Below are 26198 nucleotides of genomic sequence, written 5' to 3' on the forward strand. Positions count from 1 at the left end.
CCCCTCCCCCCTGCCGCGCCCACCCGCCCCGTCGGGGCCCGCCGCCCGGTCGGCCCCGGCCCGACCACCGGCCGACCGGACGGGCCAGGGCCTGCCCTGCCCGCAGGCGGCGCCCGGCTCGGCGACGAAGGCGCGGCCGCAGCCGCAGCCGCACGGCGACGAGGCCACCGGCATCGGCACAGGCGCGGGTGCGGGCGGTCCGGCCGGAGCCGAGAGCGGTCGCGACAGCGGTGCTCCGGGTGTCGCCGACGGGCACCGGCCGGGGGCGGGCGGTACCGAGCGTCCGCCCCCGGGCACGCCCCCGGGCACGCCCCCGGGCACGCCCGTGGCCGGGTCTGCGGCCGGGCGTCCGGTGCGCGGCCAGTCCAAGCGGGGAGCCCGGTCGAAGGAGAAGGAGCCGTCTGCCCGGAGCGCCCAGGTCCGCAGGCAGGCGGGCGGGCCGCCGCCCGCGCGCTCGCCGGAATCTCCGGCGCAGGGCACGAGCGGGGCTCAGGGCACGAGCGGGAGTTCGGGCCTGCGGAAGGGTGCGCCCCCGTCGGTCCCGCTGCCGGCCCCCGCGCCCGGCCCGGGCGGCGGGAGCAGCCGCGGGAGCGGGAACGGACAGCCGTCGCCGGAGTCGGGCGTGCCGTCGGCGGTGCCGCCGCCCGCTGCGGCCGCGCCTCCGGTCGGGGGCGCGGTTCCGGCCGGGCCTACCTCTTCTGCGACTCCCGCAACTCCTGCGACTCCCACCGTTCCCACGGTTCCCGGGGCTTCCGGCGAAGCCGTGCCGTCCGCGAAGACCGGCGGGCGCAACGGGTCGTCGAGCAGTGGCAGTGGCAGTGGCAGTAGCAGTGGTGCGAGTACGGGCACGGGCGGGCGGGCCGGTGCGACGGTGCCCGCGCCGGCTTCCGTGCCCGGGGCGCGCGGCGGTGCGGCGGCGGAGGGCCGGGCGGGGGAGCGGGCGAAGGGCGCCGACCAGTCGGCGCTGCAGGCACTGTGGCGCTCGTACAAGGAGAGCGGCGACCAGGGGCTCCGGGACCAGTTGATCCTGCACTACTCGCCGCTGGTGAAGTACGTGGCGGGCCGGGTCGGGGTCGGGCTGCCCGCCAACGTGGAGCAGGCGGACTTCGTGTCCTCCGGGGTCTTCGGGCTGATCGACGCCATCGAGAAGTTCGACATCGACCGGGCGATCAAGTTCGAGACCTACGCGATCAGTCGGATCCGCGGTGCGATCATCGACGAACTGCGGGCGTTGGACTGGATCCCCAGGTCGGTCCGGCAGAAGGCCAAAGCGGTCGAGCGGGCCTACGCCACGCTGGAGGCCCGGCTGCGGCGGACTCCGCACGATCCCGAGGTCGCGAGCGAGATGGGCATCTCGCTCGACGATCTGCACACCATTTTCAGCCAGTTGTCCCTGGCCAACGTGGTGGCGCTGGACGAGCTGCTGCACTCGGCGGGCGAGGGCGGCGACCGGCTCACCCTGATGGAGACGCTGCCGGACAGCGGTGCGGACAACCCGGTCGAGATCGCCGAGGACCGCGAACTGCGGCGGCTGCTCGCCTCGGCGGTCAACACGCTGCCCGAACGGGAGAAGACCGTCGTGACGCTCTACTACTACGAGGGCCTGACCCTGGCGGAGATCGGCCAGGTGCTCGGGGTGACCGAGAGCCGGGTCAGCCAGATCCACACCAAGTCGGTGCTGCAGCTGCGGGCGAAGATGTCCGACGTCCGGTGAGCGCGGTGCGGCGCGTGCTGGCCGGTGGGAGCGCGCTGTCGTGCCCACCGCTCGTCGGCGTCCGTAGAGTTGGGACGTGCCGAAAATCCGGGCGGCCACGGTGGCCGAGCATCGACAGTTGCAGCAGGCGGCGCTGCTGGACGCCGCACGCGTCCTGCTGGCGGAGGGCGGCCGGGAGGCGCTGAGCTTCGGCGCGCTCGCGGCGCGCACCGGTCTGGCCAGGTCCTCGGTGTACGAATACTTCCGCTCGAAGTCCGAACTGGTGGAAGCGCTCTGCACGGTCGACCTCCCACTCTGGGCCGCCGAGGTCGAAGCGGGCATGGCGGTCCGCGACAGCGCGGTCGAGCGGATCGAGGCGTACGTCCGCGGCCAGGTGTCGCTGGCCACCGACCCGCTGCACCGGGCCGTGGTCGCCGTCGCCGAGCACGAACTCGACGACGCCGCGCGGGCCAGGATCAGGGCGGCCCACGCCGGGCTGACCGCCATGGTGGTCAGCACCCTGGAGGACCTCGGCCACGACCGGCCCGGCGTCGCGGCCTCGCTGCTCCAGGGCGTGGTGGAGGCGGCGGTCCGTCAGGCCGAACGGATCCGCGGCGAGGACGCCGCCGCCGTGGCCGAGGCCGTCCGGGAGATCGCCGACACCGCGGTGCGCTTCGCCCTCGACGGCCTGCGCCCGGCGGACCGCGGAGGAGAGCGCCCGGCGGACCGCGGAGGAGAGCGTCCGGCGGGGGCGGGCGGCCCGGCCGGGCGCTGAGCCCCCGCTCAGGGCGGGGCGAGCGGTAGCAGCCGGGCCCGGCCGGAACCGAGCAGGGCGAGCGGGTCGAGGTAGCGGTCGCCGCGGAGCAGGCCCCAGTGCAGGCAGCCGACCGGGCAGTGGCCGGATCCGGTGGCCACCACCCCGATCGGGTCGCCCGCCGCCACGCCCGTGCCGACCGTCGCGGAGGCGGTCACCGGCAGGTACGTGGTCCGCAGCGGAGGAGCGCCCGACCCGGTGTGGGTCACCACGACCACCGGACGCCCGGCGACCTCCCCGGCGAAGGTCACCGCGCCGGGCGCCGCGGCCCGCACCACCGTGCCCGGCGCGGCCGCCAGGTCCACCCCGCGGTGACCGGCAGCCCAGCGCGTCGGAGGCGGAGCGAACCGCCGCAGCAGCCCCGACCGATCGCCCACCGGCCACACCCGCCCCGGCCCGGGCCCGACCACGAGCGGTCCCGCCGAGGGAGGCCCCGCCGCGGGGGAGCGCACCGCGCCCGCCCCCGGCGCGAACCCGCCGCACACCACCAGCACCAACCCCTGCACCAGCAGCAGCACCCCCGCCCGCGCCCCTGCCCGCGCCCCCGTCCGCATTCCCGCCCGTCCCCGTCCCCGTCCCCGCACCCGCACCCGCACTCGTACCCGAGCTCCCGTCCGCACCGGCCGCTCCTCCCCGTGGTGATGCCCGTCCGCTCCCGTCAGGGTGGGGTCTGCGGTGCCCGGCGCGCGGATCGGTTCCGGGGCCTGTGGACAGACCGGGGGGTGTGGACAACTGCCGTCCCCCGCAGGGGTGAACGGTGGACGGCGGGCCGTGCCGAGCTGCGCTGAACAGGGCGGCGGGGACGCGGGGAGTCGCCCGCCGCTCGGGGCTTCCCGTACACTTCACACGCGACCCGGTCTGCCGGGTCGACTTCGCACGCCCCGCCACCGGCGGCCCGACCCCCTCGGGGGAGCGGTCGTCACGGTGCGAGTGCCGCTCGGTCCGCCGAGCCTGCCGAGGCCGCAAGCCTCGCGCAGGCCGAGCGGCTTGGCACGTCGGGGCGTCAGGCGTGACGGTCGCCCCGACCGGCACGGACAAAACCGAGTACCCCGGCACCCCACAGGCTGCAACCCGCCGAACGGCGCGCCGGGCAACACACGAGGAGCACGGCACATGGCCGTCGTCACGATGCGGGAGCTGCTGGAGAGCGGCGTCCACTTCGGTCACCAGACCCGTCGTTGGAACCCGAAGATGAAGCGCTTCATCTTCACGGAGCGCAACGGCATCTACATCATCGACCTCCTGCAGTCGCTGAACTACATCGACCGCGCCTTCGAGTTCGTCAAGGAGACCGTTGCCCACGGCGGCAGCGTCCTCTTCGTCGGCACCAAGAAGCAGGCCCAGGAGGCCATCGCCGAGCAGGCGACCCGCGTGGGCATGCCGTACGTCAACCAGCGCTGGCTGGGCGGCATGCTGACCAACTTCTCGACCGTCTACAAGCGCCTGCAGCGCCTCAAGGAGCTCGGCGAGATCGACTTCACGGATGTGGCCGGCTCGGGCCTCACCAAGAAGGAGCTCCTGGTCCTCCAGCGCGAGTACGACAAGCTGGAGAAGACCCTCGGCGGTATCCGCGACATGCAGCGCGTGCCCAGCGCCGTCTGGATCGTGGACACCAAGAAGGAGCACATCGCGGTCGGCGAGGCCCGGAAGCTCAACATCCCGGTCGTCGCCATCCTCGACACCAACTGTGACCCGGACGAGGTCGACTACAAGATCCCGGGCAACGACGACGCCATCCGCTCCGTCACCCTGCTGACCCGCGTGATCGCCGACGCCGTCGCCGAGGGCCTGAAGTCCCGCGCCGGTGTCGCCAAGGGCGACGCCAAGGCCGAGCCGGGCGCCGACCAGCCGCTGGCCGCCTGGGAGAAGGAGATCCTCGAGGGCGAGAAGGCCGCCGAGGCCCCCGCCGCCGAGGCCGCCGCCACCGAGGCCCCGGCCGAGGCCGCTGCCGAGGCCCCCGCCGCCGAGGCTCCGGCCGCCGAGGCCGAGCAGGCCTGACGCACCACCAGGGCGAGGGGCACCGGCCGGGCTGAGCCGGTGGGTGCCCCTCTCTCCCGTGCCGGGGGTCCGCACCCCGGACCCCGGCACTTTCCCACGCAGACACGCGAGACGTGAGAAGAGATCACAACCATGGCGAACTTCACCGCCGCGGACGTCAAGAAGCTCCGTGAGCTCACCGGCGCCGGCATGATGGACTGCAAGAAGGCCCTGGACGAGGCCGAGGGCGACGTCCAGAAGGCCGTCGAGCTCCTGCGCATCAAGGGCCAGAAGGGCGTTGCCAAGCGCGAGGGCCGTGACGCCTCCAACGGCGCCGTCGCCGCGCTGATCAGCGAGGACAAGAAGTCCGGCGTCCTGGTCGAGCTGAACTGCGAGACCGACTTCGTCGCCAAGGGCGGCAAGTTCGTCGAGGTCGCCAACGCGATCGCCACCCACGTGGCCGCCACCTCCCCGGCCGACCTGGACGCCGCCCTGGCCTCCGAGATCAACCCGGGCCAGACCGTCCAGCAGTTCGTGGACGAGGCCAACGCGACCCTCGGCGAGAAGATCGTCTTCCGCCGCTTCGCGCAGTTCGACAACGACGGCTTCGTCGCCGTCTACATGCACAAGTCGGACCCGGACCTGCCGCCGACCATCGGTGTCCTCGTCGAGCTCGACCAGGAGAACGCCGAGACCGCCAAGGACGTCGCGCAGCACATCGCCGCCTTCGCGCCGAAGTACCTCTCCCGCGAGGAGATCCCGGCCGAGGAGCTGGAGAACGAGCGCCGCGTCGCCGAGGCCACCGCTCGCGAGGAGGGCAAGCCCGAGGCCGCCCTGCCGAAGATCGTCGAGGGTCGGGTCACCGGCTTCGTCAAGGAGAACGCCGTGCTGGAGCAGGCGTTCGCCAAGGACAACAAGAAGTCCGTCGCCAAGGTCCTCGACGAGGCCGGCGTCACCCTCAAGCGCTTCGTCCGCTTCCGCGTCGGCGCCTGAGAACCGCTCCCCGCGGTCCGTCCCGCCCTCCCGGCCCCGCGCCGGACATAAAGTAGGAGGACCGCTCCCGTCCGCGAGGACGGAGGAGCGCGCCGACCGAGCCCCCCAGCACCCCCAGGGGGCGGCGTCGGCACCATGAACGACGAGGAGGCCATTGCCGTGCAGGAGACCGTACCGGTTCCCGCGGCAGTGGCCTCCTCTCGTGTACACGGCACCGGGTCCGCACACCCGGCGCCGTGACCAGCACTTTGCAGATCTGCTGACCAGCAGGCGGAGAAGGAGAAAGTCCATGCAGGAGACGCAGGAGACCGCGCAGGGCGGTGCACGCCGCCGGGTACTGCTCAAGCTGTCCGGCGAGGCGTTCGCCGGCGGAGGCGGCCTCGGCGTCGACCCGGACGTGGTGCACGCCATCGCCCGCGAGATCGCCACGGTGGTCCGGGCCGGGACGGAGGTCGCCATCGTGATCGGCGGCGGCAACTTCTTCCGCGGCGCCGAGCTCCAGCAGCGCGGCATGGACCGGGCCCGCTCCGACTACATGGGCATGCTCGGCACGGTGATGAACTGCCTGGCGCTCCAGGACTTCCTGATCAAGGAGGGCATGGAGACCCGGGTGCAGACCGCCATCACGATGGGCCAGGTCGCCGAGCCGTACCTGCCGCTGCGCGCCATCCGGCACCTGGAGAAGGGCCGCGTGGTGATCTTCGGCGCGGGCATGGGCATGCCCTACTTCTCCACCGACACCACCGCCGTGCAGCGCGCCCTGGAGATCCACGCCGACGTCCTGCTGATGGGCAAGAACGGCGTCGACGGCGTCTACGACTCCGACCCGCGCACCAACCCGGCCGCGGTCCGGTTCGACGCGCTGGACTACACCGAGGTGATCTCCCGCGACCTCAAGGTCGCCGACCTGACCGCGATCACCCTGTGCAAGGACAACGGACTGCCGATCCTGGTCTTCGAGCTGCTCGCCGAGGGCAATATCGCCCGTGCGGTCAAGGGTGAGAAGATCGGCACACTCATCAGCGAGGACTCCGCCCGGGCCTAGGCGTCGGGGCTCCGAGCAGCAACAGCCGTCCGGGGCACCGGGACGGGACAACAGCAGATGAACCGGACAGGGAGCAGACAGTGATCGATGAGACCCTCCTCGAGGCCGAGGAGAAGATGGAGAAGGCCGTCGGCGTCGCCAAGGACGACCTCGCGGCCATCCGCACCGGGCGCGCGCACCCGGCGATGTTCGCCAAGATCGTCGCGGAGTACTACGGTGCCCTGACGCCGATCAACCAGCTGGCCTCGTTCTCCGTGCCGGAGCCGCGGATGGCCATGGTCACCCCGTTCGACAAGACCGCGCTGAAGGCCATCGAGACCGCGATCCGCGACTCGGACCTGGGCGTCAACCCGTCGAACGACGGTTCCGTCATCCGGGTGGTGCTCCCGCAGCTCACCGAGGAGCGCCGCCGCGAGTACATCAAGCAGGCCCGCGGCAAGGGCGAGGACGCCAAGGTCTCGGTCCGTTCCGTCCGCCGCAAGGCCAAGGACGCGATCGACAAGCTGGTCAAGGACAAGGAGATCGGCGAGGACGACGGTCGCCGCGGCGAGAAGGAGCTCGACGACCTGACCGCCAAGTTCGTGGCGCAGATCGACGAGCTGCTCAAGCACAAGGAAGCCGAGCTGCTGGAGGTCTGATCCGGACCCCTGCGCGCAACGCCCCGGACCGGCGGCCCGACCGCCCGGCCCGGGGCGCGGCTCCACCCGGGCCCTGACCCGCCCCGCACGGGACGGCACCGGAGGCCCGCCCGGGTCGACCCCGAGCGGCCCGCCCCGGCCGACCCAAGCGGCCCGACCCGGCCGACACCAAACGGGTCACGCGCGGCGACCCCCGGCATGGCGAGGGGGCGGCGCGGCACAGACTCAGATCATGCCCCCCGCCCAGGAGAGCCCCGTGGCCCAGACCGACCAGCAGCCCCGCAAGCCGCGCGGCGGCCGCAACCTGCCCGCCGCGATAGGCGTGGGCGTCGGACTCGGGGCGGTGGTCGCGGCTTCGCTGTTCGTGGTCAAGGCGGTCTTCATGGTGGTCGTCGCGGCCGCCGTGGCCGTCGGCATCTGGGAGCTCACCAGCCGGCTCGCCGAGCGCAAGGACGTCCGCGTCCCGCAGGTCCCGCTGCTGGTCGGCGGCGTCGGCATGGTCGTCACCGGCTACTTCGAGGGCGGCCAGTGGGCCGCCGCGATCCTCGCCGTGACCGGCCTGGCGATGATGGTCGCCCGGATGTCCACCCCGCCCGAGAACTACCTGCGCGACATAACGGCGGGCATCTTCACCGCCTTCTACGTGCCGTTCCTGGCGACCTTCGTCGCCCTGATCCTGGCCGCGGACGACGGCGCCTGGCGGATCCTGCTGTTCCTGGTCGTCACCATCTGCTCCGACACCGGCGCGTACGCCGTCGGCTACAAGTTCGGCCGCAACAAGCTCGCGCCGACCATCAGCCCCGGCAAGACCCGCGAGGGCCTGGCGGGCGGCATCGGCCTGTCGATGATCGCGGGCGCCCTGCTGATGCAGTACCTGATCGACGACGGCACCTGGTGGCAGGGCCTGATCCTGGGCGGCTGCGCGGCCGTCACCGCCACCCTCGGCGACCTCGCCGAGTCGATGATCAAGCGCGACCTCGGCATCAAGGACATGGGCACCCTGCTCCCCGGCCACGGCGGCATCATGGACCGGCTGGACTCCCTGCTGCCCACCGCCCCGGTGGTCTGGCTGCTGCTCGCCGCCTTCGTCGGCAGCTGAGCCCGGCAGCCGAGCCCCCGGCCTGAGCCCGGCAGCTCGGCCCCCGGCCTGAGCCCGGCAGCCGAGCCCGACCGCCGAGCCTCCGACGTTCGAACGGCCCCCGTGACGCCACCGCGTCCGGGGGCCGTTCGCTACCGGAAGGCGGGGAGCCGCCGGCGCGGGGAGCACCGCCGCCACAGCTGCCGGGCGCAGAGCGGCGCCCGCCCGAGGAGCAGCCCGGCGACCAGGGGGAGCACGGCGAACGCCGCGAACAGCAGCCCGGCGGGCACGCCCTCCGAGACCGTGGAGCCGGTGCCGTCGGCCGACAGGGCGAGGCAGGTCGTCCCCACGAGGAGGACCGCGACGGCGCCCACCGCGAGGAGCGAGGGCAGCCACGCCCTGCGGCACCCGAGGTGGGCGCCGAGCAGGACGCCGCTGCCGCCGCCCAGGAGGAAGACGCTCCAGACGAGTGCCCCGCCCGACAGGTCGCCGACGGCGGCGAGCACCGGGAGCCAGGGGGTGAGTGCGGTGAAGGCGGCCCAGGCCGCCGCGCACCACCAGGTGTGCGCCGGGCGACGGACCCGCCTCCTCGCCCCGGCCGTGCGTTCCGCGTCGTGCTCCGACACCGGGACCCCCACTCCTCCTCGGCGGACGGAACGCCCGTCCCCGCGGGGGATGATCCTTCCAGATGATTTGAACGCGTTCAACTCCTGGGCCGCCTGCGGGACGCGGACCGGTTCCCCGGATCTGAGACACTGGACGGACCATGCCTAAGCCCGGAGAACTGACCTTTGTCGCGCCGCGTGGCGCCAAGCCCCCGCGACACCTCGCCGACCTCAGCCCTGCCGAGCGCAAGGAGGCCGTCGCCGAGCTGGGCGAACAGCCGTTCCGCGCGAAGCAGCTGTCGAACCACTACTTCGGGCGGATGTCCGCCGACCCGGAGACCTGGACGGACATCCCGGCGGCGAGCCGGACGAAGCTGACCGAGGCGCTGCTGCCCGAGCTGATGTCCGTGGTGCGGCACGTCTCCTGCGACGACGACGCCACCCGCAAGACGCTGTGGAAGCTGTTCGACGGCACGCTGGTCGAGTCGGTGCTGATGCGCTACCCGGACCGCGTCACGATGTGCATCAGCTCGCAGGCCGGCTGCGGCATGAACTGCCCGTTCTGCGCGACCGGCCAGGCCGGGCTGACCCGGAACCTGTCCACCGCGGAGATCGTCGAGCAGATCGCGTCCGGCATGCGCGACCTCAAGTCCGGGGCCGTCCCCGGCGGCGAGGCCCGGCTGTCGAACGTGGTGTTCATGGGCATGGGCGAGCCGCTGGCCAACTACAACCGGGTGCTGTCGGCGATCCGCCGCCTGACCGACCCGTCCCCGGACGGCTTCGGCCTCTCCCAGCGCGGCATCACCGTCTCCACCGTCGGCCTGGTCCCGGCGATGCACCGCTTCGCGGACGAGGGCCTGAGCTGCCGCCTCGCGCTGTCGCTGCACGCGCCGGACGACGAGCTGCGCGACGAGCTGGTGCCGGTCAACACCCGCTGGAAGGTCGACGAGGTGCTGGACGCCGCGTGGAACTACGCGGAGAAGTCCGGCCGCCGGGTGTCCATCGAGTACGCGCTGATCAAGGACATCAACGACCAGGCGTGGCGTGCCGACCTGCTCGGCCGCCTGATCAAGAACCGCCGGGTGCACGTGAACCTGATCCCGCTCAACCCGACCCCGGGTTCGAAGTGGACGGCCTCCCGGCCCGAGGACGAGCGCGAGTTCGTCCGCCGCCTCCAGGCCCACGGCGTGCCCACCACCGTCCGCGACACCCGCGGCCAGGAGATCGACGGCGCCTGCGGCCAGCTGGCCGCCGCGGGCTGAGGAGACGCGCCGGGGCCCGGGAGGAGCACGCTCCTCCCGGGCCCCGGCGCGTCCACCGCTACAGCAGCGGGCAGAGCAGCACCGTCAGCCCGCCGGTCAGCAGCAGGACGGTGCCCGCGGCGAGGGCGCGCAGGGCGGCGGTGCCGGTGAGCAGGCCGGGCGGGGTGCCGAGGCGGTCCAGGGCGTCGAGGGCGGGGCGGCGGTCGGCGCGCAGCTCGTGCAGGCGGGCGGCGAGGGCGGCGAGGGCGCAGGCGAGGACCAGGGTGCCCTCGACCAGGGTGAGGGCGGGGACGTCGGTGCCCGTCCGGGCCCAGTGGCGCCAGGCGACCAGCATCAGGGCGACGACCGTGGTGAGGACGGCCAGCGGTGCGCCGAGGCGGCGGGCCTGGGCGGTGAGGCCGCGGCCGGCCAGCAGCCGCAGCGGGGCCGGGCTGCGCAGGGCGAGCAGCCGGCCGGCCAGGGCGAGCAGCGGGCCGGTCCACAGGGCGAGGGCGAGGGCGGTGAGCCCCCAGCCGATGAGCAGCGCGGGGCTGGTGGCGGGCAGCCCGCCGGGGAGGGCGAGGGTGCGCTCGGCGTCGGTCGCGTCGGGGCGCAGCCCGTACAGTTCGAGGCCGAGCCCGGCGAGCAGGACGGGCGCGGGCAGCAGCAGGCGCAGCGCGCCGTAGCGGCGGACGGCGGGTTCGGCGGGGCGGCCGGGGAGGCGCTCGGGGAGGCGGATCGCGCAGGCCGCGGAGACCCCGGCGACCAGCGGCAGGACCGCGAGCAGGGCGACCGGGGCGACGGCGGGCAGCGGGACGCCCATGCCGATGTCGGGGGCGAGCGCGGGCCCGGCGATGTCGTTGCGCAGGATCAGGAACAGCAGCAGGGTGAACGCGGAGCCGAGCGCGCAGGCGAGCGCGATCTCGCCCGCGACGAGCAGCCGGATCCGGGTCGGCCCGGCGCCGGCCGCGGTGAGGCCGGTGATGCGCTCGGGGTGCTGGGCGGGGACGGCGCGGGCCGTGACGGCCGCGAACCAGGCGACCGCGGCGAGCGGCGGCAGGCACCAGAGCAGCCGTTCCAGGTCGCCCCCGGTGCCGTGCAGGGCGCGGCCGAGGGTGCGCAGCAGGAAGGCGGCGACCACGGCGGCGGCGGTCGCGGTGAGCAGCCAGCGGGCGAGGTCGAGGGCGCGGTAGCCGCGGGCGAGTCCGAGGTAGTACACGGCGGCCCCTTCAGTTCCCGGCGGCGGCGACGGCGGCGGCGGGTTCGGGCGCGATCCGGCCGTCGACCAGGTGGACGGTGCGGTCGGCGAAGCGGGCGAGCGCCGGGTCGTGGGTGGCCAGGACGAGGGTCAGCCCGTGCGAGCGGGCGGCGCTGGCCAGTATCCGCAGGACCTGTTCGCGGGCGTCGCGGTGCAGCGGGGCGGTGGGGTCGTCGGCGAAGACGACCGGTGGTTCGGCAGCGAGGGCGCGGGCGACGGCGATCCGCTGGCGCCGGTCCTGCTGCAGGTCGGCGGGCCGCAGCTTGGCGCAGTCGGCGACGTCGAGGCGCTCCAGCCACTCGCCCGCGGCCCGGTGGGCGGCGCGGTGCCCGGCACCGGCGAGCAGCAGCGGGAGGGCGACGTTCTCCCGGGCCGTCAGTTCCGGCACCAGGTGCGGCTCGGGGCCGACGTAGCCGAAGCGCTCGCGGCGGAGCTTCTCGCGCCCGGCCCGGCCGAGGGTGTGCACGGGGGCGCTGTGGAACCAGACCTCGCCCTCGTCGACCGGCAGCTGCGCGGACAGGCAGCCGAGCAGGGTGGACTTGCCGGAGCCGCGCGGGCCGGTGACGGCGAGCATCTCGCCCTCGCGCACGCCCAGCGAGACGCCGCGCAGGGCGGGGGTGCCGTGGTGGGACTTGACGATCCCTCGGGCCCAGAGCACGTCGTTGTCGGGCGGGGCCGCTGACATGAGATCCATCCAGGTGCCGACGGGGATATGACAGTCGTCAGATTAGAACGATCGGGCGGTGCCGCGGGTGCGGCGCACTGCCCCGGACGGGGATGAACCACCCCGAAAGCGGCGTGTCGGGACGCGGATTCACCCTGCTGGATGTCGGGGCCGGGCGCAGGGCGCCCCGGACGCGCCGAAGGGCGGTCCCGGCGGTGAGGAGCCGGGGCCGCCCTTCGGTGGAGGGTGGGGAAGGAGGATCAGATCTTCTGCCACGCGTCGGAGAGGCTGGTCCGCAGGATCTGCTCGATCTCGTCGAAGGTCGACTGGTCGGAGATCAGCGGCGGGGCCAGCTGCACGACCGGGTCGCCGCGGTCGTCGGCGCGGCAGTACAGGCCGTTGTCGAACAGGGCCTTGGACAGGAAGCCGTACAGGACGCGCTCGACCTCGTCGTCGTTGAACGACTCCTTGGTGGCCTTGTCCTTGACGAGCTCGATGCCGTAGAAGTACCCGTTGCCGCGGACGTCGCCGACGATCGGCAGGTCGCGCAGCTTGTTCAGGGTGGCCAGGAACTTCGACTCGTTGTCGAGGACGTGCTGGTTCAGGCCCTCGCGCTCGAAGATGTCGAGGTTGGCCAGCGCCACCGCGGAGGAGACCGGGTGGCCGCCGAAGGTGTAGCCGTGCAGGAAGGTGTTGTCGCCCTTGTAGAACGGCTCGGCGATGCGGTCCGAGATGATCGTGGCGCCGATCGGGGAGTAGCCCGAGGTCATGCCCTTGGCGCAGGTGATCATGTCCGGCACGTAGCCGAACTTGTCGGCGCCGAACATGGTGCCGAGGCGGCCGAAGGCGCAGATGACCTCGTCCGAGACCAGCAGCACGTCGTGGCGGTCGCAGATCTCGCGCAGGCGCTGGAAGTACCCGGGCGGCGGCGGGAAGCAGCCGCCGGCGTTCTGCACCGGCTCGACGAAGACGGCGGCGACGGTGTCGGGGCCCTCGAAGAGGATGGCCTGCTCGATCTCGTCGGCGGCCCAGCGGCCGTAGGCCTCCGGGTCGACGGTGCCGTCGGGGCCGGCCAGGAAGGCCGGGGCGCGGTAGATGTTGGTGTTCGGGGCCTTGTGGGTGCCCGGCACCAGCGGCTCGAACGGGGCCTTCAGGCCCGGCAGGCCGGTGATGGACAGCGCGCCCTGCGGGGTGCCGTGGTAGGCGACGGCGCGGGAGATGACCTTGTACTTGGTCGGCTTGCCGGTCAGCTTGAAGTACTGCTTGGCCAGCTTCCAGGCGGTCTCGACGGCCTCGCCGCCACCGGTGGAGAAGAACACCTTGTTCAGGTCGCCCGGGGCGTAGTTCGCCAGGCGCTCGGCCAGCTCGACGGCCTTCGGGTGGGCGTAGCTCCACACCGGGAAGAAGGCCAGCTCCTTGGCCTGCTTGGCGGCGGCCTCGGCGAGCTCCTCGCGGCCGTGGCCCGCCTGGACCACGAACAGGCCGGCCAGGCCGTCGAGGTACTTGCGGCCCTTGTCGTCCCAGACGTAGGTGCCCTCGCCCCTGACGATCGTCGGCACGGGGGAGTTCTCGTACGACGACATGCGGGTGAAGTGCATCCACAGGTGGTCGTAGGCGGTCTTGGAAAGGTCCTTCTGGGCCGGGTCGGCTGTCATCGGGTGCCCCAGGTGTAGGTCTGTTTCCGGAGCTTCAGGTAAACGAAGCTCTCGGTGCTCCGCACGCCGGGAAGCGAGCGGATGCGCTTGTTGATCAGTTCGAGGAGGTGCTCGTCGTCCTCGCACACCAGCTCGGCGAGGAGGTCGAACGAACCCGCGGTGCACACCACGTAGTCGACCTCGTCGAAGGCGGCCAGCGCGTCGGCGACCGGCTCGATGTCGCCCTCCACGCGGATGCCCACCATCGCCTGGCGGGTGAACCCGACGGTGAGGGGGTCGGTCACGGCGACGATCTGCATCACGCCCTGGTCGAGCAGCTTCTGGACGCGCTGCCGGACGGCCGCCTCGGACAGGCCCACGGCCTTGCCGATGGCGGCGTACGGACGGCGCCCGTCCTCCTGGAGCTGCTCGATGATCGCCTTGGAGGAGGCGTCGAGGGGAACGCTGGCGTTCCGGTCACGGTTGGCCACGCCGCCACTGTGCCCGACGGGCGGCCGAATCGCAAGCCGCACTGCTGCTGATTTCGTTGCTGATCCGAAGATCGGCAGCGGAAAACGTGGCACCCGGTGCGCACCCCTGTCGATACCGGCAGTGGGATGGGTACGCTGGCTACGTACACGCGCGAGCCTGCACGCCGCCGATCGTGGCTTGTCGCTGACATGCCGTAGCGGCCCGGACCCCGGAGTAACCTGACGCCCGGGGCTGCAACGACGCAGGCCCAGACCGAGGAGAGACCGTGAGCGAGCTTCGTACGCTGCGCAACTACATCAACGGCGAGTTCGTCGACGCGGCGGACGGCCGCACGCTCGACGTCGTCGACCCGACCACGGGCGAGGTCTACGCGACCTCCCCGCTCTCCGGTGCGGCCGACGTGGACGCGGCGATGGCGGCCGCCGCCGCGGCGTTCCCGGTCTGGCGGGACTCCACCCCCTCCACCCGGCAGAAGCTGCTGCTCAAGGTCGCCGACGCGGTCGAGGCCCGGGCCGACGAGATCGTGGACGCCGAGGTCCGCAACACCGGCAAGCCGCGGGCGCTGACCCTCTCCGAGGAGATCGGCCCGATGGTCGACCAGCTGCGCTTCTTCGCCGGCGCCGCCCGCCTGCTGGAGGGCAAGGCCGCGGGCGAGTACATGGACGGGATGACCTCCATCGTCCGCCGCGAGCCGGTCGGCGTCTGCGCGCAGGTCGCGCCGTGGAACTACCCGATGATGATGGCGGTGTGGAAGTTCGCCCCGGCGATCGCCGCGGGCAACGCGGTGGTGCTCAAGCCCTCCGACACCACCCCCGCCTCCACCGTGCTGCTGGCCGAGATCATCGGCGGCGTGCTGAAGGACCTCGACCTGCCGGCCGGCGTCTTCAACGTGATCTGCGGCGACCGCGAGACCGGCCGCCTGATGGTCGAGCACCGCACCCCCGCGATGGCCTCCATCACCGGCTCGGTCCGGGCCGGCATGCAGGTCGCCGAGTCCGCCGCGAAGGACGTCAAGCGCGTCCACCTGGAGCTCGGCGGCAAGGCCCCGGTCGTGGTCTTCGAGGACGCCGACATCGCCGAGGCCGTCGAGGGCATCGCGATGGCGGGCTACTTCAACGCCGGCCAGGACTGCACCGCCGCCACCCGCGTCCTGGTGCACGAGTCGATCCACGACGCCTTCGTCGAGGCCCTCGCCAAGGCCGCCGCCGACACCAGGACCGGCGGCGTGGACGAGGAGGACGTCCTCTACGGCCCGCTCAACAACGCCAACCAGCTCCAGCAGGTGGCCGGCTTCATCGAGCGGCTGCCCGCGCACGCCAAGGTCGAGGCCGGCGGCCACCGGGTCGGCGACAAGGGCTACTTCTGGGCGGCGACCGTGGTCTCCGGCCTGCAGCAGGACGACGAGATCATCCAGAACGAGGTCTTCGGCCCGGTCATCACCGTGCAGAAGTTCACCGACGAGGACCAGGCCGTCGGGTACGCCAACGGCGTCGAGTACGCGCTCGCCTCCTCGGTGTGGACCAAGGACCACGCCCGCGCGATGCGGATGTCCCGCCGGCTCGACTTCGGCTGCGTGTGGATCAACACCCACATCCCGCTGGTCGCCGAGATGCCGCACGGCGGCTTCAAGAAGTCCGGCTACGGCAAGGACCTGTCCTCGTACGGGTTCGAGGACTACACCCGGATCAAGCACGTCATGACCGCGATCTGACCGCTCGGCGCCCGGGGCGGGGCGCGCGGTCCTCCGCGCCCCCGCCGCTCGCGGCCGTCAACGTGTCAGGGCACAGCGCGACTCGCGTGACAGGATGAAGCTGCCCGGGGCGGGGCGGGCTCCCTACGCTGGTCGCATGAGCACTCCCACCGCTGACTCGGTCGCCGGGCAGGCCGTCAAGGCCGCCGACCGCGCGCACGTCTTCCACTCGTGGTCCGCCCAGGCGCTGATCGACCCCCTCGCGGTGGCCGGTGCCGAGGGCTCCTACTTCTGGGACTACGACGGCAACCGCTACCTGGACTTCTCCTCGCAGCTGGTGAACACCAACATCGGCCACCAGCACCCGAAGGTGGTCGCGGCGATCCAGGCGAAGGCCGCGCAGCTGTGCACCATCGCCCCGGGCTTCGCCGAGGAGTCGCGCAGCGAGGCCGCCCGGCTGATCGCCGGGCGCACCCCCGGCGACCTGGACAAGATCTTCTTCACCAACGGCGGCGCCGAGGCGAACGAGAACGCGATCCGGATGGCCCGGCTGCACACCGGCCGGCACAAGGTGCTCTCCACCTACCGCTCGTACCACGGCGCCACCGCCAACGCGATCGCCCTGACCGGCGACCCGCGCCGCTGGGCGAACGAGGCGGGCGTGTCGGGCGTCGTGCACTTCTGGGGCCCGTACCCGTACCGCTCGAACTTCCACGCCGAGAACGAGGCCCAGGAGTGCGAGCGCGCGCTCGCGCACCTGGAGCAGACCGTCGCGTTCGAGGGTCCGGGCACCGTCGCGGCGATCATCCTGGAGACCGTGGTCGGCACCGCGGGCGTCCTGGTGCCGCCGGCCGGGTACCTGGCGGGCGTGCGGGAGATCTGCGACCGGTACGGGATCGTGTTCATCCTGGACGAGGTGATGGCCGGGTTCGGCCGCACCGGCGCGTGGTTCGCCGCCGACCACTGGGGGATCACCCCGGACCTGCTGACCTTCGCCAAGGGCGTCAACTCCGGCTACCTGCCGCTGGGCGGCGTGGCGATCTCCGGGGCGATCGCGGAGACCTTCGCGCAGAAGGCGTTCCCGGGTGGCCTGACCTACTCGGGCCACCCGCTGGCCTGCGCCTCCGCGGTGGCGACGATCAACGCGATGGCCGAGGAGGGCATCGTGGAGAACGCGAAGCTGATCGGCGAGACCGTGCTCGGCCCCGGCCTGCGCGAGCTGGCGGAGCGCCACCCCTCGGTCGGCGAGGTGCGCGGCCTGGGCGTGTTCTGGGCGCTGGACCTGGTGAAGGACCGGGAGACCCGCGAGCCGCTGGTGCCGTACAACGCGGCCGGTGCCGACAACGCGCCGATGGCGCAGCTCGCGGCGGCCTGCAAGCAGCGCGGCCTGTGGCCGTTCACCAACATGAACCGCTTCCACGTGGTGCCGCCGTGCACCATCACCGCGGAGGAGGCCAAGACCGGCCTCGCGGTGCTGGACGAGGTGCTCACCCTCACCGACGCGCACACCGTCTGACGATCGTTCACGGTTCCTCCACGGGGCCCCGGCGGATCCGCCCGGGGCCCCGTGATGCCTTTGCCAACCCCGTCAGTACGATGATCGGCCTGACTGGGAGAGCAAAGGAACAACCATGGGGGACACGGGGTTTCGGGTCGAGCCCGAAGCGCTCACGGCGTACGCCGCCGTGCTCGACGCCCAGGCCGAACGGATCGGGCAGATCCGCTCCGCCCTGGCGGGCGTCCGGCTCTCGTCCGAGGACTTCGGCAAACTGCCGGGCTCGGGCGAGCTGCACGACTCCTACCAGGAGCACGCCGACGCCGAGCAGGAGAACTTCGCCGACCTGATCGAGCTGCTCGACGCGACCGGCGAGGGACTGCGGGCCACCGTCGACAACTACGAGACCAACGAGCAGGACACCGCCGAGGTGTACGGGGGCGGCCGATGAGCACCCTGGCCCCCGGCTCGTTCGGCGACGCCGTCGACGCGTACCGGTGGACCCGCGACCGGGTCACCGAGCAGCTGCCGCCGCTGCCCAGCTTCGAGAACCCCGTCAGCGAGGGGCTCGACGCCGGACTCGACTCCGTCGTCAAGGCGGCGCTCGACGCCACCGGGCTGATGGACGTGCTGGAGAAGGTCACCGGCGACCTGCAGGCACTGACCGCCGCCGCGCACGAGTGGCAGGCCCAGGCGAAGGCCATGCAGGAGGTCGCCGGGGAACTGCGCTCGGCCGGCGCCCGGGTCGACGCCGCCTGGGAGGGCGCGGCCTCGGCGGCGTTCGGCGCCCACATGACCACCGTCGTCGAGGCGGTCGACGCCACCGCCGCGGACATGGCGCAGGTCGCGCAGATCATCAGCCAGGCCGCCGCCGAGTGCCAGCTCGCCGAACAGCTGATCATCGAGATCATCCGCGAGGCCATCGAGACCCTGATCATCACGCTGGCCGCCGGCCTCGTGGTCGACATCCTCACCCTGGGCCTCGCCACCGCCGCCGAGGCGCTCATCGTCGAGGGCGAGATCGCCATCTACATCGCCCGGGTGGGGATGGTCTCGCGCAAGCTGGAGGTGGCCCTCAAGGAACTGCACGAGGCGATCAAGGCGATGAAGGCGGCCCGCACCCTCGGGTCGGTCAAGAAGGCCCGCGCGGCCGCGAAGGCCGTCCGCAAGCTCGGCGGCCGCGGCAACAGGCTGGGGACCGGCTGGAAGCTGATCCGCAACCCCACGACGGAGAACCTCGGCGAGTTCGCCACCGCGCAGGTCCTCGGGCAGGGGTTCGGCGCGGTCAAGGGCGCCGTCAAGGGCGGCCTCGGCGCCGTCACCGGCGCCGGGGACCTCACCGGCGTGCTCACCGACAACCTGCTCACCGACAAGGGCCTGGACACCGTCGCCGGCGCGCTCGACGGCCCGCCCGGGGACGAGCCGTACCGGGTGCCGCGCAGCCGGGTCCAGGAGGCCTTCGGATGAGCCACCCCGCCCACCCCCCGTACGGCGCCCCGCCGATGCCCGGCGCCCAGCACCTGCCCGAGGTCGCGCACCTGGTGGCGCCCGGCGAGCAGCTGCGCGGCATCGTCGACACCGACCTGTGCGACCTGGTCCGCAGACCGCCCCGGCGCTACCGCAAGGACCCCTCGGGCCGGGCCGCCGAGACCGCGTTCGGCTGCCTGTTCGTGTTCGTCAACCTCGCCGAGTACCTCGCCGACCTGGTCGAGGACTGCACCTGGGGCCTGGTCCGCTCGCTGCGCCGGCTCTTCCGCGGCCGCGGCCTGACCCGCGGCTGGCAGAGCCAGGCCGGACGGTTCGTCATCGCGGTCCGCTCCGCCGAGCGCGACCACGACAACGACGACGTCCTGCTGCTCTTCACCGACCGGCGGATCCTGCTGGTCGGCAACGGCGACAACACCCCCGGCCCCACCTCCCGCCGCACCTTCGACCACGACCGGGCCAAGCACGTCCTCGGCGAACTGCCCTACGCGCACCTGGCCCGGGTCCAGCCCCGGCACACCTGGGTCTCGCTCCGCGCCGACCTGCACTTCGCGGACGGCTCGCGGGCCGCGCTGGACATCGGCGAGAACGACCTCGCCGCGCTGGTCGCCCTCGGCCCGCGCTGACCCCGCGGTGCGCCGCCGGCCGGGAGGTCAGCGGCGCACCGCGTCCAGCGCCAGCAGCGCCACGTGCAGCGACAGGCAGGACTCCACCTGGTCCAGGTCCACGCCCAGGACCCGCTCCACCTTGTGCAGCCGGTCGTAGAAGGACGGGCGCGACAGGTGCGCGGCGTCGGCCGCCGCCGACTTGTTGCGGCCCTGCTCCAGGTAGATCCGCAGCATCTGCACCAACTGCCCGCCGTGCTCCGCGTCGTACGCCAGCAACGGCCCCAACTCCCGCTCCACGTACGTCTGCAGGCGCTCGTCGTCGCGCAGCAGGTGCAGCAGGCCGCGCAGCCGGACGTCCGGCAGGCGGTAGTACGCGGCCCGGCCGCCCGGCGCGTCGTGCAGCGCCGCGTCCGCGACCTGGGTGGCCTCCAGCAGGGTGCGCCGGGCGTCCCGGACCGAACCCACCGAGGAACCCACCGCTATCACCGGCCCGTCCGCCGAACCGTCCCGGTCCGCCTCGGCGGACAGCCGGCGCAGCGCCGCCGCGAAGGACTCCAGCGCGGCGTGCTCGTCCTGCTGCGAACCGAGCGCCACCAGCAGGCCCACCCCCTCGTCGTCCAGCGCGCCCACCAGCGCCGACAGCCGCGCGCCCCGGATCGCGGTCGCCGCCAGCTCGGTGAAGTCCCGCAGCCGGGCCTGCGCCTCCAGCGCCGCGGGCAGCGGACCCTGCCGACGCCGCAGCACCACCCCCACCAGGCGGCGGCCCTCCAGCGGCACGCCCAGCGCCTGCGCGCGCAGCGCCACCTCGGAGACCGTCAGCGCGTGCGTCAGGATGCCCGACAGCAGGGTGCGGTGGGTCTGCCGCTCCAACGACTCCCGGTCGCGCACCACCAGCCGGTTCAGCGCCAGCGTCGCCGCGCCGCGCTCCAGCAGCATCGCGTGCGGGTGCGGCACGTCCGGCGGCAGCGGCACCGGCTCGTCCACCAGCACCAGCCGCCCCCAGTCCTGGCCGCGCGCGCCCACCGTGGTCACCAGCCAGCCCGAGCGCGGGTCGTGACCGGTGCGGCCCGGCGGGTGGACGCCGCGCGACCGGTGCTCCCAGTTCTCCAGCAGCTCCTGCTCGCCGCGGCCCGCCGTGTCGTGCGCCAGCACCTGGTGCGCCAGGTTCTCCAGCACCACCGGCGCACCCGCCATCCGGGCCACCTGCCGCACCACCTCGGCGGGCTCCGCGCCCTCCGTCGCCAGCTCGTTGAACACCTGGTGCACCGCCTCGGACACCCGCAACTGCTCCAGCTGCGCGTTCACCACCAGCGCGTGCACCGCCTCGGTCACCGCGACGAACTTCAGCTCCCGGCGCAGCACCACCAGCGGCAGGCCGTGCCGCTCCGCCGCCGCCACCAGCGCCCGCGGCAGCGAGTCGAAGTACCGGCGGCCGAACTCGATCACCAGCCCCGCCACCCCGACCTCGGCCAGCTCCCGCACGTACCGGGCCAGCCCGTCCCGGTCCTCCGGCAGCGCGATGCCCGTCGACAGCACCAGCTCGCCGCCGCGCAGCACCCCCGCCACGTCCGGCAGCTCGCTCACGTGCACCCAGCGCACCGGGCGCTCCAGCGCCCCGGCCCCCGCCACCACCTGGGGCAGGCCGCGCCGCATCACGTCGAGGTCGAGCACGCGGGCGACGGTGGGGAGCATCGCGGGTACCTCCGGGGGTTCGCAGGGTGTCAGGACAATCATGCTCGACGGCGACGCCCTGTCGCCCGGACGCAGCCTTGCAGCGTGTAAGGCCCTTCGACCGGGCCGTTGCTGAGTGACGCTTGCCCCGGGCACCCGAACCGAGGCATCGTCGGCCGGGACGCGTAGGCAATGGAGGCAGCTCATGGACCTGACCAGCTTCAACGAGGGCGCGCAGCACATCGCGGGCCGCCCGGCCCGGAGCCCCGGCGGCGAACCCTTCGCCGTGGTCAACCCCGCGAACGGCGCCACCGTCCAGCAGGTCGAGCTCGCCACCACCGCCGACGTCGACGCCGCCGTCGCGGCCGCCCGCGCCGCCCTCCCCGAGTGGTCCGGCGCCACCCCCGGCACCCGCTCCGACGCGCTGAACCGCCTCGCCGGGATCCTCGCCGAGCACGCCGGGGACTTCGCCCGGGTCGAGACCGCGCAGACCGGCAAGCCGATCAAGCTCTCCACCGAGTTCGACGTCCCCGGCACCGTCGACAACACCGCCTTCTTCGCCGGGGCCGCCCGCAACCTGGAGGGCAAGGCCGCCGGGGAGTACAGCGGCGACCACACCTCGTACGTGCGCCGCGAGGCCGTCGGCGTGGTCGGCAGCATCGCGCCCTGGAACTACCCGCTGCAGATGGCCGCCTGGAAGATCCTCCCGGCGATCGCCGCGGGCAACACCATCGTCCTCAAGCCCGCCGAGATCACCCCGCTGACCTCGCTGATGTTCGCCCGCGCCTGCACCGCCGCGGGCATCCCCGACGGCGTCGTCAACGTCGTCACCGGCGCCGGACGCACCGCGGGCGAGCACCTGATCGGCCACCCCGACGTCGCCATGGTGTCCTTCACCGGCTCCACCGCCGTCGGCAGGCGCGTCGCCGAGATCGCCACCGCCACCGTCAAGCGCACCCACCTCGAACTCGGCGGCAAGGCCCCCTTCGTGGTCTTCGACGACGCCGACCTCGACGCCGCCGTGCACGGCGCCGTCGCCGCCTCCCTGATCAACAGCGGCCAGGACTGCACCGCCGCCACCCGCGCCTACGTCCAGCGCCCGCTGTACGACGCCTTCGTGGCCGGCGTCGCCGAACTGTACGAGGGCATCCGGCTCGGCGACCCGCTCGACCCGCGGACCGACATGGGCCCGCTGGTCTCCTTCACCCACCGCGACCGCGTCGCCGGCTTCGTCGAACGCGCCCGCTCCTACGCCACCGTCGTCACCGGCGGCCCCGCCACCGGCAAGGGCCACGACGGCACCGACCTCTCCCTCGGCGCCTACCACCGCCCCACCCTGATCACCGGCGCCGCCCAGGACAGCGAGGTCGTCCAGGGCGAGATCTTCGGCCCCGTGCTCGTCGTGCTGCCCTTCGACAGCGACGAGGAGGGCCTGCGGCTGGCCAACGACACCCCCTACGGCCTCGCCGCCTCCGCCTGGACCCGCGACGTCCACCGCTCGCTGCGCGCGACCCGCGAGATCGCGGCCGGCTGCGTCTGGGTGAACGACCACATCCCGATCATCAGCGAGATGCCGCACGGCGGGTACAAGGCCTCCGGCTACGGCAAGGACATGTCGCAGTACTCGCTCGACGAGTACACCCAGGTCAAGCACGTCATGTTCGACACCACCGCGGTCGCCCGCAAGGACTGGCACCGGACGATCTTCGGCGACCGCTGACCGGGAGCCGCGTTCCGGCAGCGCTCCGGTCGTGCCGCGGTCGCACCGCGATCCGTGTAAGAGAACCCCGGTACCCCGCTCTCCCGGGTGACGGCAGCAGGCACCCGCCCGCCGCCCGTTGCCCCGCCCGGGAGAGACGAGGAACCGCACGTGAGCACCACCCGCCACCCCAGCGCCCTGCACTGGCTGGCCGCCGCCGCCCCCGATCCCGACGCCTGCCTCCGCACCTGGGAACGCACCCGCCTCGGCCTCGCCCTGCTCCCCGCCGGACACCGCTGGGACGTCCTGCACGCCCCCGGCCCGCTCGGCCGCCCCGCCGCCGCGCTGCTCGACCGGCCCGGCGGCGGACCCGTCCTGGAGGACCCCGCCGGCGACACCGTCGGCTTCCTCGTCCCGGTCGGCACCGCCGAACGCTGGACCGGCACCGGCATCCGCGGCTCCGGCCACGGCACCTGGATCGCCGTCCCGCACCCCACCCGCCCCACCGCCCGCGGCCCGCACTGGCTCGTCCCCCCGCACCCCGACGGACGGCTCGTCGACCCCCGCGCCCTCGAACTCGCCCTCCACGACGCCGCCGCGCACCTGCACCGACCGCGCTAGACCGACCGCACTGGACCGACCGCACTGGACGGCGACGGACGGGACAGACTGTTCCCATGGACGCTGTGGACGCTGTGGACGCTGTGGACGCTGTGGACGCTGTGGACGCTGCGGGTGTGGTGGGTGCGGTGCGTGCGGTAGGCGCTGAGGGCGCCGTGGACGGCGGGGACCCCCCGGCCGCCGTACTGCCCGCCCGGCGCGCCGCGCTGCTCGCCGACGCCCAGCCGTACTGCCTGGAGCACGCCCTCGCACTGGCCGGTCCCGACGCACTGCGCCTGCACGGCCTGGCCGTCCCCGCCCGCGGCACCGACCTGCTGCTGGTCACCGCCGGGGGCCCGCCGCTCGCCGAACTCGCCACCGGACTCGCCGAAACCCTGCGCGCCGCCGGGCACCGCGTCGAGGAACCGCCCGGCACCGCCCGCCGCCACCCACTCGCCGTCAGCACCGGCGAGCCGTCCCTCGACAGCCTCGCCGGTGAGCCCCCGCTCGGCATCGAACTGCGCCGCGAGCCGCTGCGCCACCCGCCGACCCTCCCCGCAGGTGCCCCCGTCCCCGTCGCCGTCGCCGCGTTGGACGACACCGCCGCACTCGCCGTCCTCACCCTCTGCGAACGCGCCCTGCCCGCCGACCTGCACGCGTTGCACGCCCTCACCGGCCGGCGGCGCGAAGGCGAGCTCCTCGCCCTGGCGAGCGCGTTCGACGAGGACTTCAGCCCCCGCACGCTCGCCGACCGGCTGGAGAGCGCCGCCGCCCTACTCGCCGCCGACGCCGCTGAGACCACCGAAGCCGCCGAGGCCGCCGAGGCCGCCGACGGCATGCTCGGCACCGTGAAGTGGGCCGAGGGCTGGGCCCAGGACCTGCGCCTCGACCTGCTGGAGACCACCGAACTCGCCGACGGCCTGCACGACCCCTACCTGGACCGCTCCGACGACCTGTAAGGGTGAATCACGCTTCCCCGTCAGGGTGCTCGTTGAGCGGGCCCGCCGTCCCGCGCAGACTGGAGAACGAGCGCGGGACATCCGTGGACATCGGAGGCAGAGACCCTTGAGCAGCAAGCACATCACCCACTGGATCGGCGGCCAGTACGCCGCCACCGCCGGAACCGCGCCCCGCCGCGGCGACATCCACGACCCGGCCACCGGCCAGGTCACCGGCCAGGTGGACTTCGCCGAGATCGCCGAGGTCGACCAGGCGGTCGCCGCTGCCGCCCAGGCGTTCACCAGCTGGCGCAAGGCCTCTATCGCCAAGCGCACGCAGGTGCTGTTCAACTTCCGCGAGCTGTTCAACGCCCGCAAGGACGAACTCGCCGCGATCATCGTCTCCGAGCACGGCAAGGTGCACTCCGACGCCCTCGGCGAGCTCGCCCGCGGCCAGGAGGTCGTCGAGTACGCCTGCGGCATCCCGCAGCTGATCAAGGGCGGCTTCACCGAGCAGGCGTCCACCGGCGTCGACGTCTACTCGATCCGCCAGCCGCTCGGCCCGGTCGCCATCATCTCGCCGTTCAACTTCCCGGCCATGGTGCCGATGTGGTTCTTCCCGATCGCGATCGCGGCCGGCAACACGGTCGTCCTCAAGCCGTCCGAGAAGGACCCGTCCGCCGCCAACTTCATCGCCGAGCTGTGGAAGGAGGCCGGTCTCCCCGACGGCGTCTTCAACGTCGTCCACGGTGACAAGGTCGCCGTGGACCGCCTGCTGGAGCACCCCGACGTCAAGTCGGTCTCCTTCGTCGGCTCCACCCCCATCGCCCGCTACGTGTACGAGAACGGCACCCGCTACGGCAAGCGCGTGCAGGCCCTCGGCGGCGCCAAGAACCACATGCTGGTCCTCCCCGACGCCGACCTCGACCTCGCCGCCGACGCCGCCATCAACGCCGGCTTCGGCGCGGCCGGCGAGCGCTGCATGGCCGTCTCCGTCCTGGTCGCCGTCGACCCGATCGGCGACGAGCTGGTCGCCAAGATCAAGGAGCGGATGGCCACCCTCAAGGTCGGCCCCGGCTGCAACGGCGACTCCGAGATGGGCCCGCTGGTCACCGGCCAGCACCGCGACAAGGTCACCTCCTACGTCGAGTCCGGCGTGGCCGACGGCGCCGAGCTCGCCGTCGACGGTCGCAAGCACGCCATCGCTGCCGAGGACGCCACCGGCGCCCCCACCACCGACGGCTTCTGGCTCGGCCCGACCCTGTTCGACCACGTCAAGCCGGGCATGTCCGTCTACAACGACGAGATCTTCGGCCCGATCCTGTCGATCGTCCGGGTCCCCTCCTACGACGAGGGCCTGGAACTCATCAACGCCAACCCCTACGGCAACGGCACCGCCATCTTCACCAACGACGGCGGCGCGGCCCGGCGCTTCCAGAACGAGGTCGAGGTCGGCATGGTCGGCATCAACGTGCCGATCCCCGTCCCGGTCGCCTACTACTCCTTCGGCGGCTGGAAGGCCTCGCTCTTCGGCGACACCCACGCCTACGGCCCCGACGGCGTCCAGTTCTTCACCCGCGGCAAGGCCGTCACCCAGCGCTGGCTCGACCCCTCGCACGGCGGCATCAACCTGGGCTTCCCCACCAACAGCTGAACAGCCCACCGCACCACGACCCACCGGAAGGCCGGCCCCCACAGGGGCCGGCCTTCCGGCCGTTCGGCACTCGGTTCCGCCCCGGCCGGGCCGTGTTTGCACCTGGCCCGGATCCGGCGTAGTGTTCACTGGTCGCTCGGCAGGGAGCACCGGACACGCATCTGTGTGGACGGTCCCGGGGTGGCCAATCCCTTGGAAAACCAGCTAGCTGATCCGTGACGGGTCG

General features: G+C 73.2%; 24 protein-coding genes. 17 read left to right on the top strand and 7 right to left on the bottom strand.

From position 1 onward, the window contains the following. Positions 1-871: 871 nt before the first annotated feature. Positions 872-1714 (top strand): RNA polymerase sigma factor WhiG, encoded by an 843-nt coding sequence (whiG, locus tag OO57_RS32245; RefSeq protein WP_081974116.1) that lies wholly within the window; start codon positions 872-874, stop codon positions 1712-1714. Between the two features lie 100 nt (positions 1715-1814). Further along, positions 1815-2468, top strand: coding sequence for a TetR/AcrR family transcriptional regulator (locus OO57_RS32250; RefSeq protein WP_033256293.1), 654 nt, complete (start codon positions 1815-1817; stop codon positions 2466-2468). Positions 2469-2476: 8 nt separating this feature from the next. On the opposite strand, the gene OO57_RS46230 is transcribed toward OO57_RS32250, so the two are convergent. Continuing rightward, the gene (locus tag OO57_RS46230) at positions 2477-2812 is read right to left on the bottom strand and encodes a M23 family metallopeptidase (RefSeq protein WP_234337599.1); all 336 of its coding nucleotides are present in this window, start codon (positions 2810-2812) and stop codon (positions 2477-2479) included. An 808-nt stretch (positions 2813-3620) separates the two neighbouring features. Here OO57_RS46230 and rpsB point away from each other — a divergent pair. The 5 genes from rpsB to OO57_RS32280 all read left to right on the top strand — a co-directional run bounded on the left by rpsB (position 3621) and on the right by OO57_RS32280 (position 8259). Then, entirely contained in the window at positions 3621-4505 is an 885-nt protein-coding gene (gene rpsB, locus OO57_RS32260) for a 30S ribosomal protein S2 (RefSeq protein WP_033256294.1), read from the top strand. 132 nt (positions 4506-4637) lie between these two features. Continuing rightward, positions 4638-5477: a translation elongation factor Ts gene (gene tsf / locus OO57_RS32265; protein WP_033256295.1), complete on the top strand. Its 840-nt coding sequence runs from the start codon at positions 4638-4640 to the stop codon at positions 5475-5477. A gap of 289 nt (positions 5478-5766) precedes the next feature. After that, positions 5767-6522 carry a UMP kinase gene (gene pyrH, locus OO57_RS32270; RefSeq protein WP_033256296.1) on the top strand — a complete coding sequence of 252 codons (756 nt, stop codon included), beginning with the start codon at positions 5767-5769 and terminating at the stop codon, positions 6520-6522. Positions 6523-6602: 80 nt separating this feature from the next. Further along, positions 6603-7160 (top strand): ribosome recycling factor, encoded by a 558-nt coding sequence (gene frr, locus OO57_RS32275; protein ID WP_033256297.1) that lies wholly within the window; start codon positions 6603-6605, stop codon positions 7158-7160. A gap of 232 nt (positions 7161-7392) precedes the next feature. Next, complete coding sequence (locus OO57_RS32280; protein WP_033256298.1) at positions 7393-8259, top strand: phosphatidate cytidylyltransferase; 867 nt, start codon at positions 7393-7395, stop codon at positions 8257-8259. A 131-nt stretch (positions 8260-8390) separates the two neighbouring features. Here OO57_RS32280 and OO57_RS32285 read toward each other — a convergent pair whose 3' ends face one another. Then, positions 8391-8864, bottom strand: a complete 474-nt coding sequence (locus tag OO57_RS32285; RefSeq protein WP_033256299.1) for a hypothetical protein — start codon at positions 8862-8864, stop codon at positions 8391-8393. A 140-nt stretch (positions 8865-9004) separates the two neighbouring features. Here OO57_RS32285 and rlmN point away from each other — a divergent pair, with 140 nt between their 5' ends. After that, complete coding sequence (rlmN, locus tag OO57_RS32290) at positions 9005-10105, top strand: 23S rRNA (adenine(2503)-C(2))-methyltransferase RlmN (RefSeq protein ID WP_033256300.1); 1101 nt, start codon at positions 9005-9007, stop codon at positions 10103-10105. Between the two features lie 58 nt (positions 10106-10163). Here rlmN and OO57_RS32295 read toward each other — a convergent pair whose 3' ends face one another. The 4 genes from OO57_RS32295 to OO57_RS32310 all read right to left on the bottom strand — a co-directional run bounded on the left by OO57_RS32295 (position 10164) and on the right by OO57_RS32310 (position 14131). Then, entirely contained in the window at positions 10164-11303 is a 1140-nt protein-coding gene (locus tag OO57_RS32295) for a hypothetical protein (RefSeq protein ID WP_033256301.1), read from the bottom strand. 10 nt (positions 11304-11313) lie between these two features. Then, complete coding sequence (locus OO57_RS32300; RefSeq protein WP_033256302.1) at positions 11314-12027, bottom strand: ABC transporter ATP-binding protein; 714 nt, start codon at positions 12025-12027, stop codon at positions 11314-11316. Between the two features lie 239 nt (positions 12028-12266). Then, positions 12267-13661 (bottom strand): aspartate aminotransferase family protein, encoded by a 1395-nt coding sequence (locus OO57_RS32305; RefSeq protein WP_033256303.1) that lies wholly within the window; start codon positions 13659-13661, stop codon positions 12267-12269. After that, positions 13658-14131 (bottom strand): Lrp/AsnC family transcriptional regulator, encoded by a 474-nt coding sequence (locus OO57_RS32310; RefSeq protein WP_033256304.1) that lies wholly within the window; start codon positions 14129-14131, stop codon positions 13658-13660. Before OO57_RS32310 ends, OO57_RS32305 begins: the two co-directional genes overlap by 4 nt. Positions 14132-14397: 266 nt before the next feature. On the opposite strand from OO57_RS32310, the gene OO57_RS32315 reads away from it, so the two are divergent. The 5 genes from OO57_RS32315 (at position 14398) to OO57_RS32335 (ending at position 19428) form a co-directional block, all read left to right on the top strand. After that, positions 14398-15843: a gamma-aminobutyraldehyde dehydrogenase gene (locus OO57_RS32315; RefSeq protein ID WP_033256305.1), complete on the top strand. Its 1446-nt coding sequence runs from the start codon at positions 14398-14400 to the stop codon at positions 15841-15843. Positions 15844-15979: 136 nt separating this feature from the next. Further along, positions 15980-17338: an aspartate aminotransferase family protein gene (locus OO57_RS32320; protein WP_033256306.1), complete on the top strand. Its 1359-nt coding sequence runs from the start codon at positions 15980-15982 to the stop codon at positions 17336-17338. A gap of 115 nt (positions 17339-17453) precedes the next feature. Next, entirely contained in the window at positions 17454-17768 is a 315-nt protein-coding gene (locus tag OO57_RS32325; RefSeq protein WP_033256307.1) for a WXG100 family type VII secretion target, read from the top strand. Then, positions 17765-18784, top strand: coding sequence for a hypothetical protein (locus OO57_RS32330; RefSeq protein WP_033256308.1), 1020 nt, complete (start codon positions 17765-17767; stop codon positions 18782-18784). Before OO57_RS32325 ends, OO57_RS32330 begins: the two co-directional genes overlap by 4 nt. Beyond that, a complete protein-coding gene (locus OO57_RS32335) occupies positions 18781-19428 on the top strand; it encodes a hypothetical protein (RefSeq protein WP_033256309.1) in 648 nt (215 codons plus the stop codon). Before OO57_RS32330 ends, OO57_RS32335 begins: the two co-directional genes overlap by 4 nt. A 27-nt stretch (positions 19429-19455) precedes the next feature. Here the strand turns inward: OO57_RS32335 and OO57_RS32340 are convergent, their stop codons facing one another. Continuing rightward, positions 19456-21102, bottom strand: a complete 1647-nt coding sequence (locus tag OO57_RS32340; RefSeq protein ID WP_033256310.1) for a PucR family transcriptional regulator — start codon at positions 21100-21102, stop codon at positions 19456-19458. A gap of 184 nt (positions 21103-21286) precedes the next feature. Between OO57_RS32340 and OO57_RS32345 the strand changes: the two genes are divergently transcribed. The 4 genes from OO57_RS32345 (at position 21287) to OO57_RS32360 (ending at position 25972) form a co-directional block, all read left to right on the top strand. After that, positions 21287-22801 carry a gamma-aminobutyraldehyde dehydrogenase gene (locus tag OO57_RS32345; protein ID WP_033256311.1) on the top strand — a complete coding sequence of 505 codons (1515 nt, stop codon included), beginning with the start codon at positions 21287-21289 and terminating at the stop codon, positions 22799-22801. A gap of 150 nt (positions 22802-22951) precedes the next feature. Next, positions 22952-23401, top strand: coding sequence for a hypothetical protein (locus tag OO57_RS32350; protein WP_033256312.1), 450 nt, complete (start codon positions 22952-22954; stop codon positions 23399-23401). A 155-nt stretch (positions 23402-23556) separates the two neighbouring features. Then, positions 23557-24339, top strand: coding sequence for a hypothetical protein (locus tag OO57_RS32355; protein WP_033256313.1), 783 nt, complete (start codon positions 23557-23559; stop codon positions 24337-24339). Positions 24340-24445: 106 nt separating this feature from the next. Next, on the top strand, positions 24446-25972 hold the full coding sequence (locus OO57_RS32360) for a CoA-acylating methylmalonate-semialdehyde dehydrogenase (RefSeq protein ID WP_033256314.1): 1527 nt from the start codon (positions 24446-24448) through the stop codon (positions 25970-25972). Positions 25973-26198: the final 226 nt, after the last annotated feature.

Origin of the sequence: Kitasatospora phosalacinea (assembly GCF_000717185.1) — a bacterium.
Taxonomy (GTDB): Bacteria; Actinomycetota; Actinomycetes; order Streptomycetales; family Streptomycetaceae; genus Kitasatospora; species Kitasatospora phosalacinea_A.

Coding starts and splice junctions, on each gene's coding strand:
- rpsB (WP_033256294.1), top strand. CDS start 3,621: ATGGCCGTCGTCACGATGCGGGAGCTGCTGGAGAGCGGCGTCCACTTC.
- tsf (WP_033256295.1), top strand. CDS start 4,638: ATGGCGAACTTCACCGCCGCGGACGTCAAGAAGCTCCGTGAGCTCACC.
- pyrH (WP_033256296.1), top strand. CDS start 5,767: ATGCAGGAGACGCAGGAGACCGCGCAGGGCGGTGCACGCCGCCGGGTA.
- OO57_RS32280 (WP_033256298.1), top strand. CDS start 7,393: ATGCCCCCCGCCCAGGAGAGCCCCGTGGCCCAGACCGACCAGCAGCCC.
- rlmN (WP_033256300.1), top strand. CDS start 9,005: ATGCCTAAGCCCGGAGAACTGACCTTTGTCGCGCCGCGTGGCGCCAAG.
- OO57_RS32300 (WP_033256302.1), bottom strand. CDS start 12,027: ATGTCAGCGGCCCCGCCCGACAACGACGTGCTCTGGGCCCGAGGGATC.
- OO57_RS32305 (WP_033256303.1), bottom strand. CDS start 13,661: ATGACAGCCGACCCGGCCCAGAAGGACCTTTCCAAGACCGCCTACGAC.
- OO57_RS32320 (WP_033256306.1), top strand. CDS start 15,980: ATGAGCACTCCCACCGCTGACTCGGTCGCCGGGCAGGCCGTCAAGGCC.
- OO57_RS32325 (WP_033256307.1), top strand. CDS start 17,454: ATGGGGGACACGGGGTTTCGGGTCGAGCCCGAAGCGCTCACGGCGTAC.
- OO57_RS32330 (WP_033256308.1), top strand. CDS start 17,765: ATGAGCACCCTGGCCCCCGGCTCGTTCGGCGACGCCGTCGACGCGTAC.
- OO57_RS32335 (WP_033256309.1), top strand. CDS start 18,781: ATGAGCCACCCCGCCCACCCCCCGTACGGCGCCCCGCCGATGCCCGGC.
- OO57_RS32340 (WP_033256310.1), bottom strand. CDS start 21,102: ATGCTCCCCACCGTCGCCCGCGTGCTCGACCTCGACGTGATGCGGCGC.
- OO57_RS32345 (WP_033256311.1), top strand. CDS start 21,287: ATGGACCTGACCAGCTTCAACGAGGGCGCGCAGCACATCGCGGGCCGC.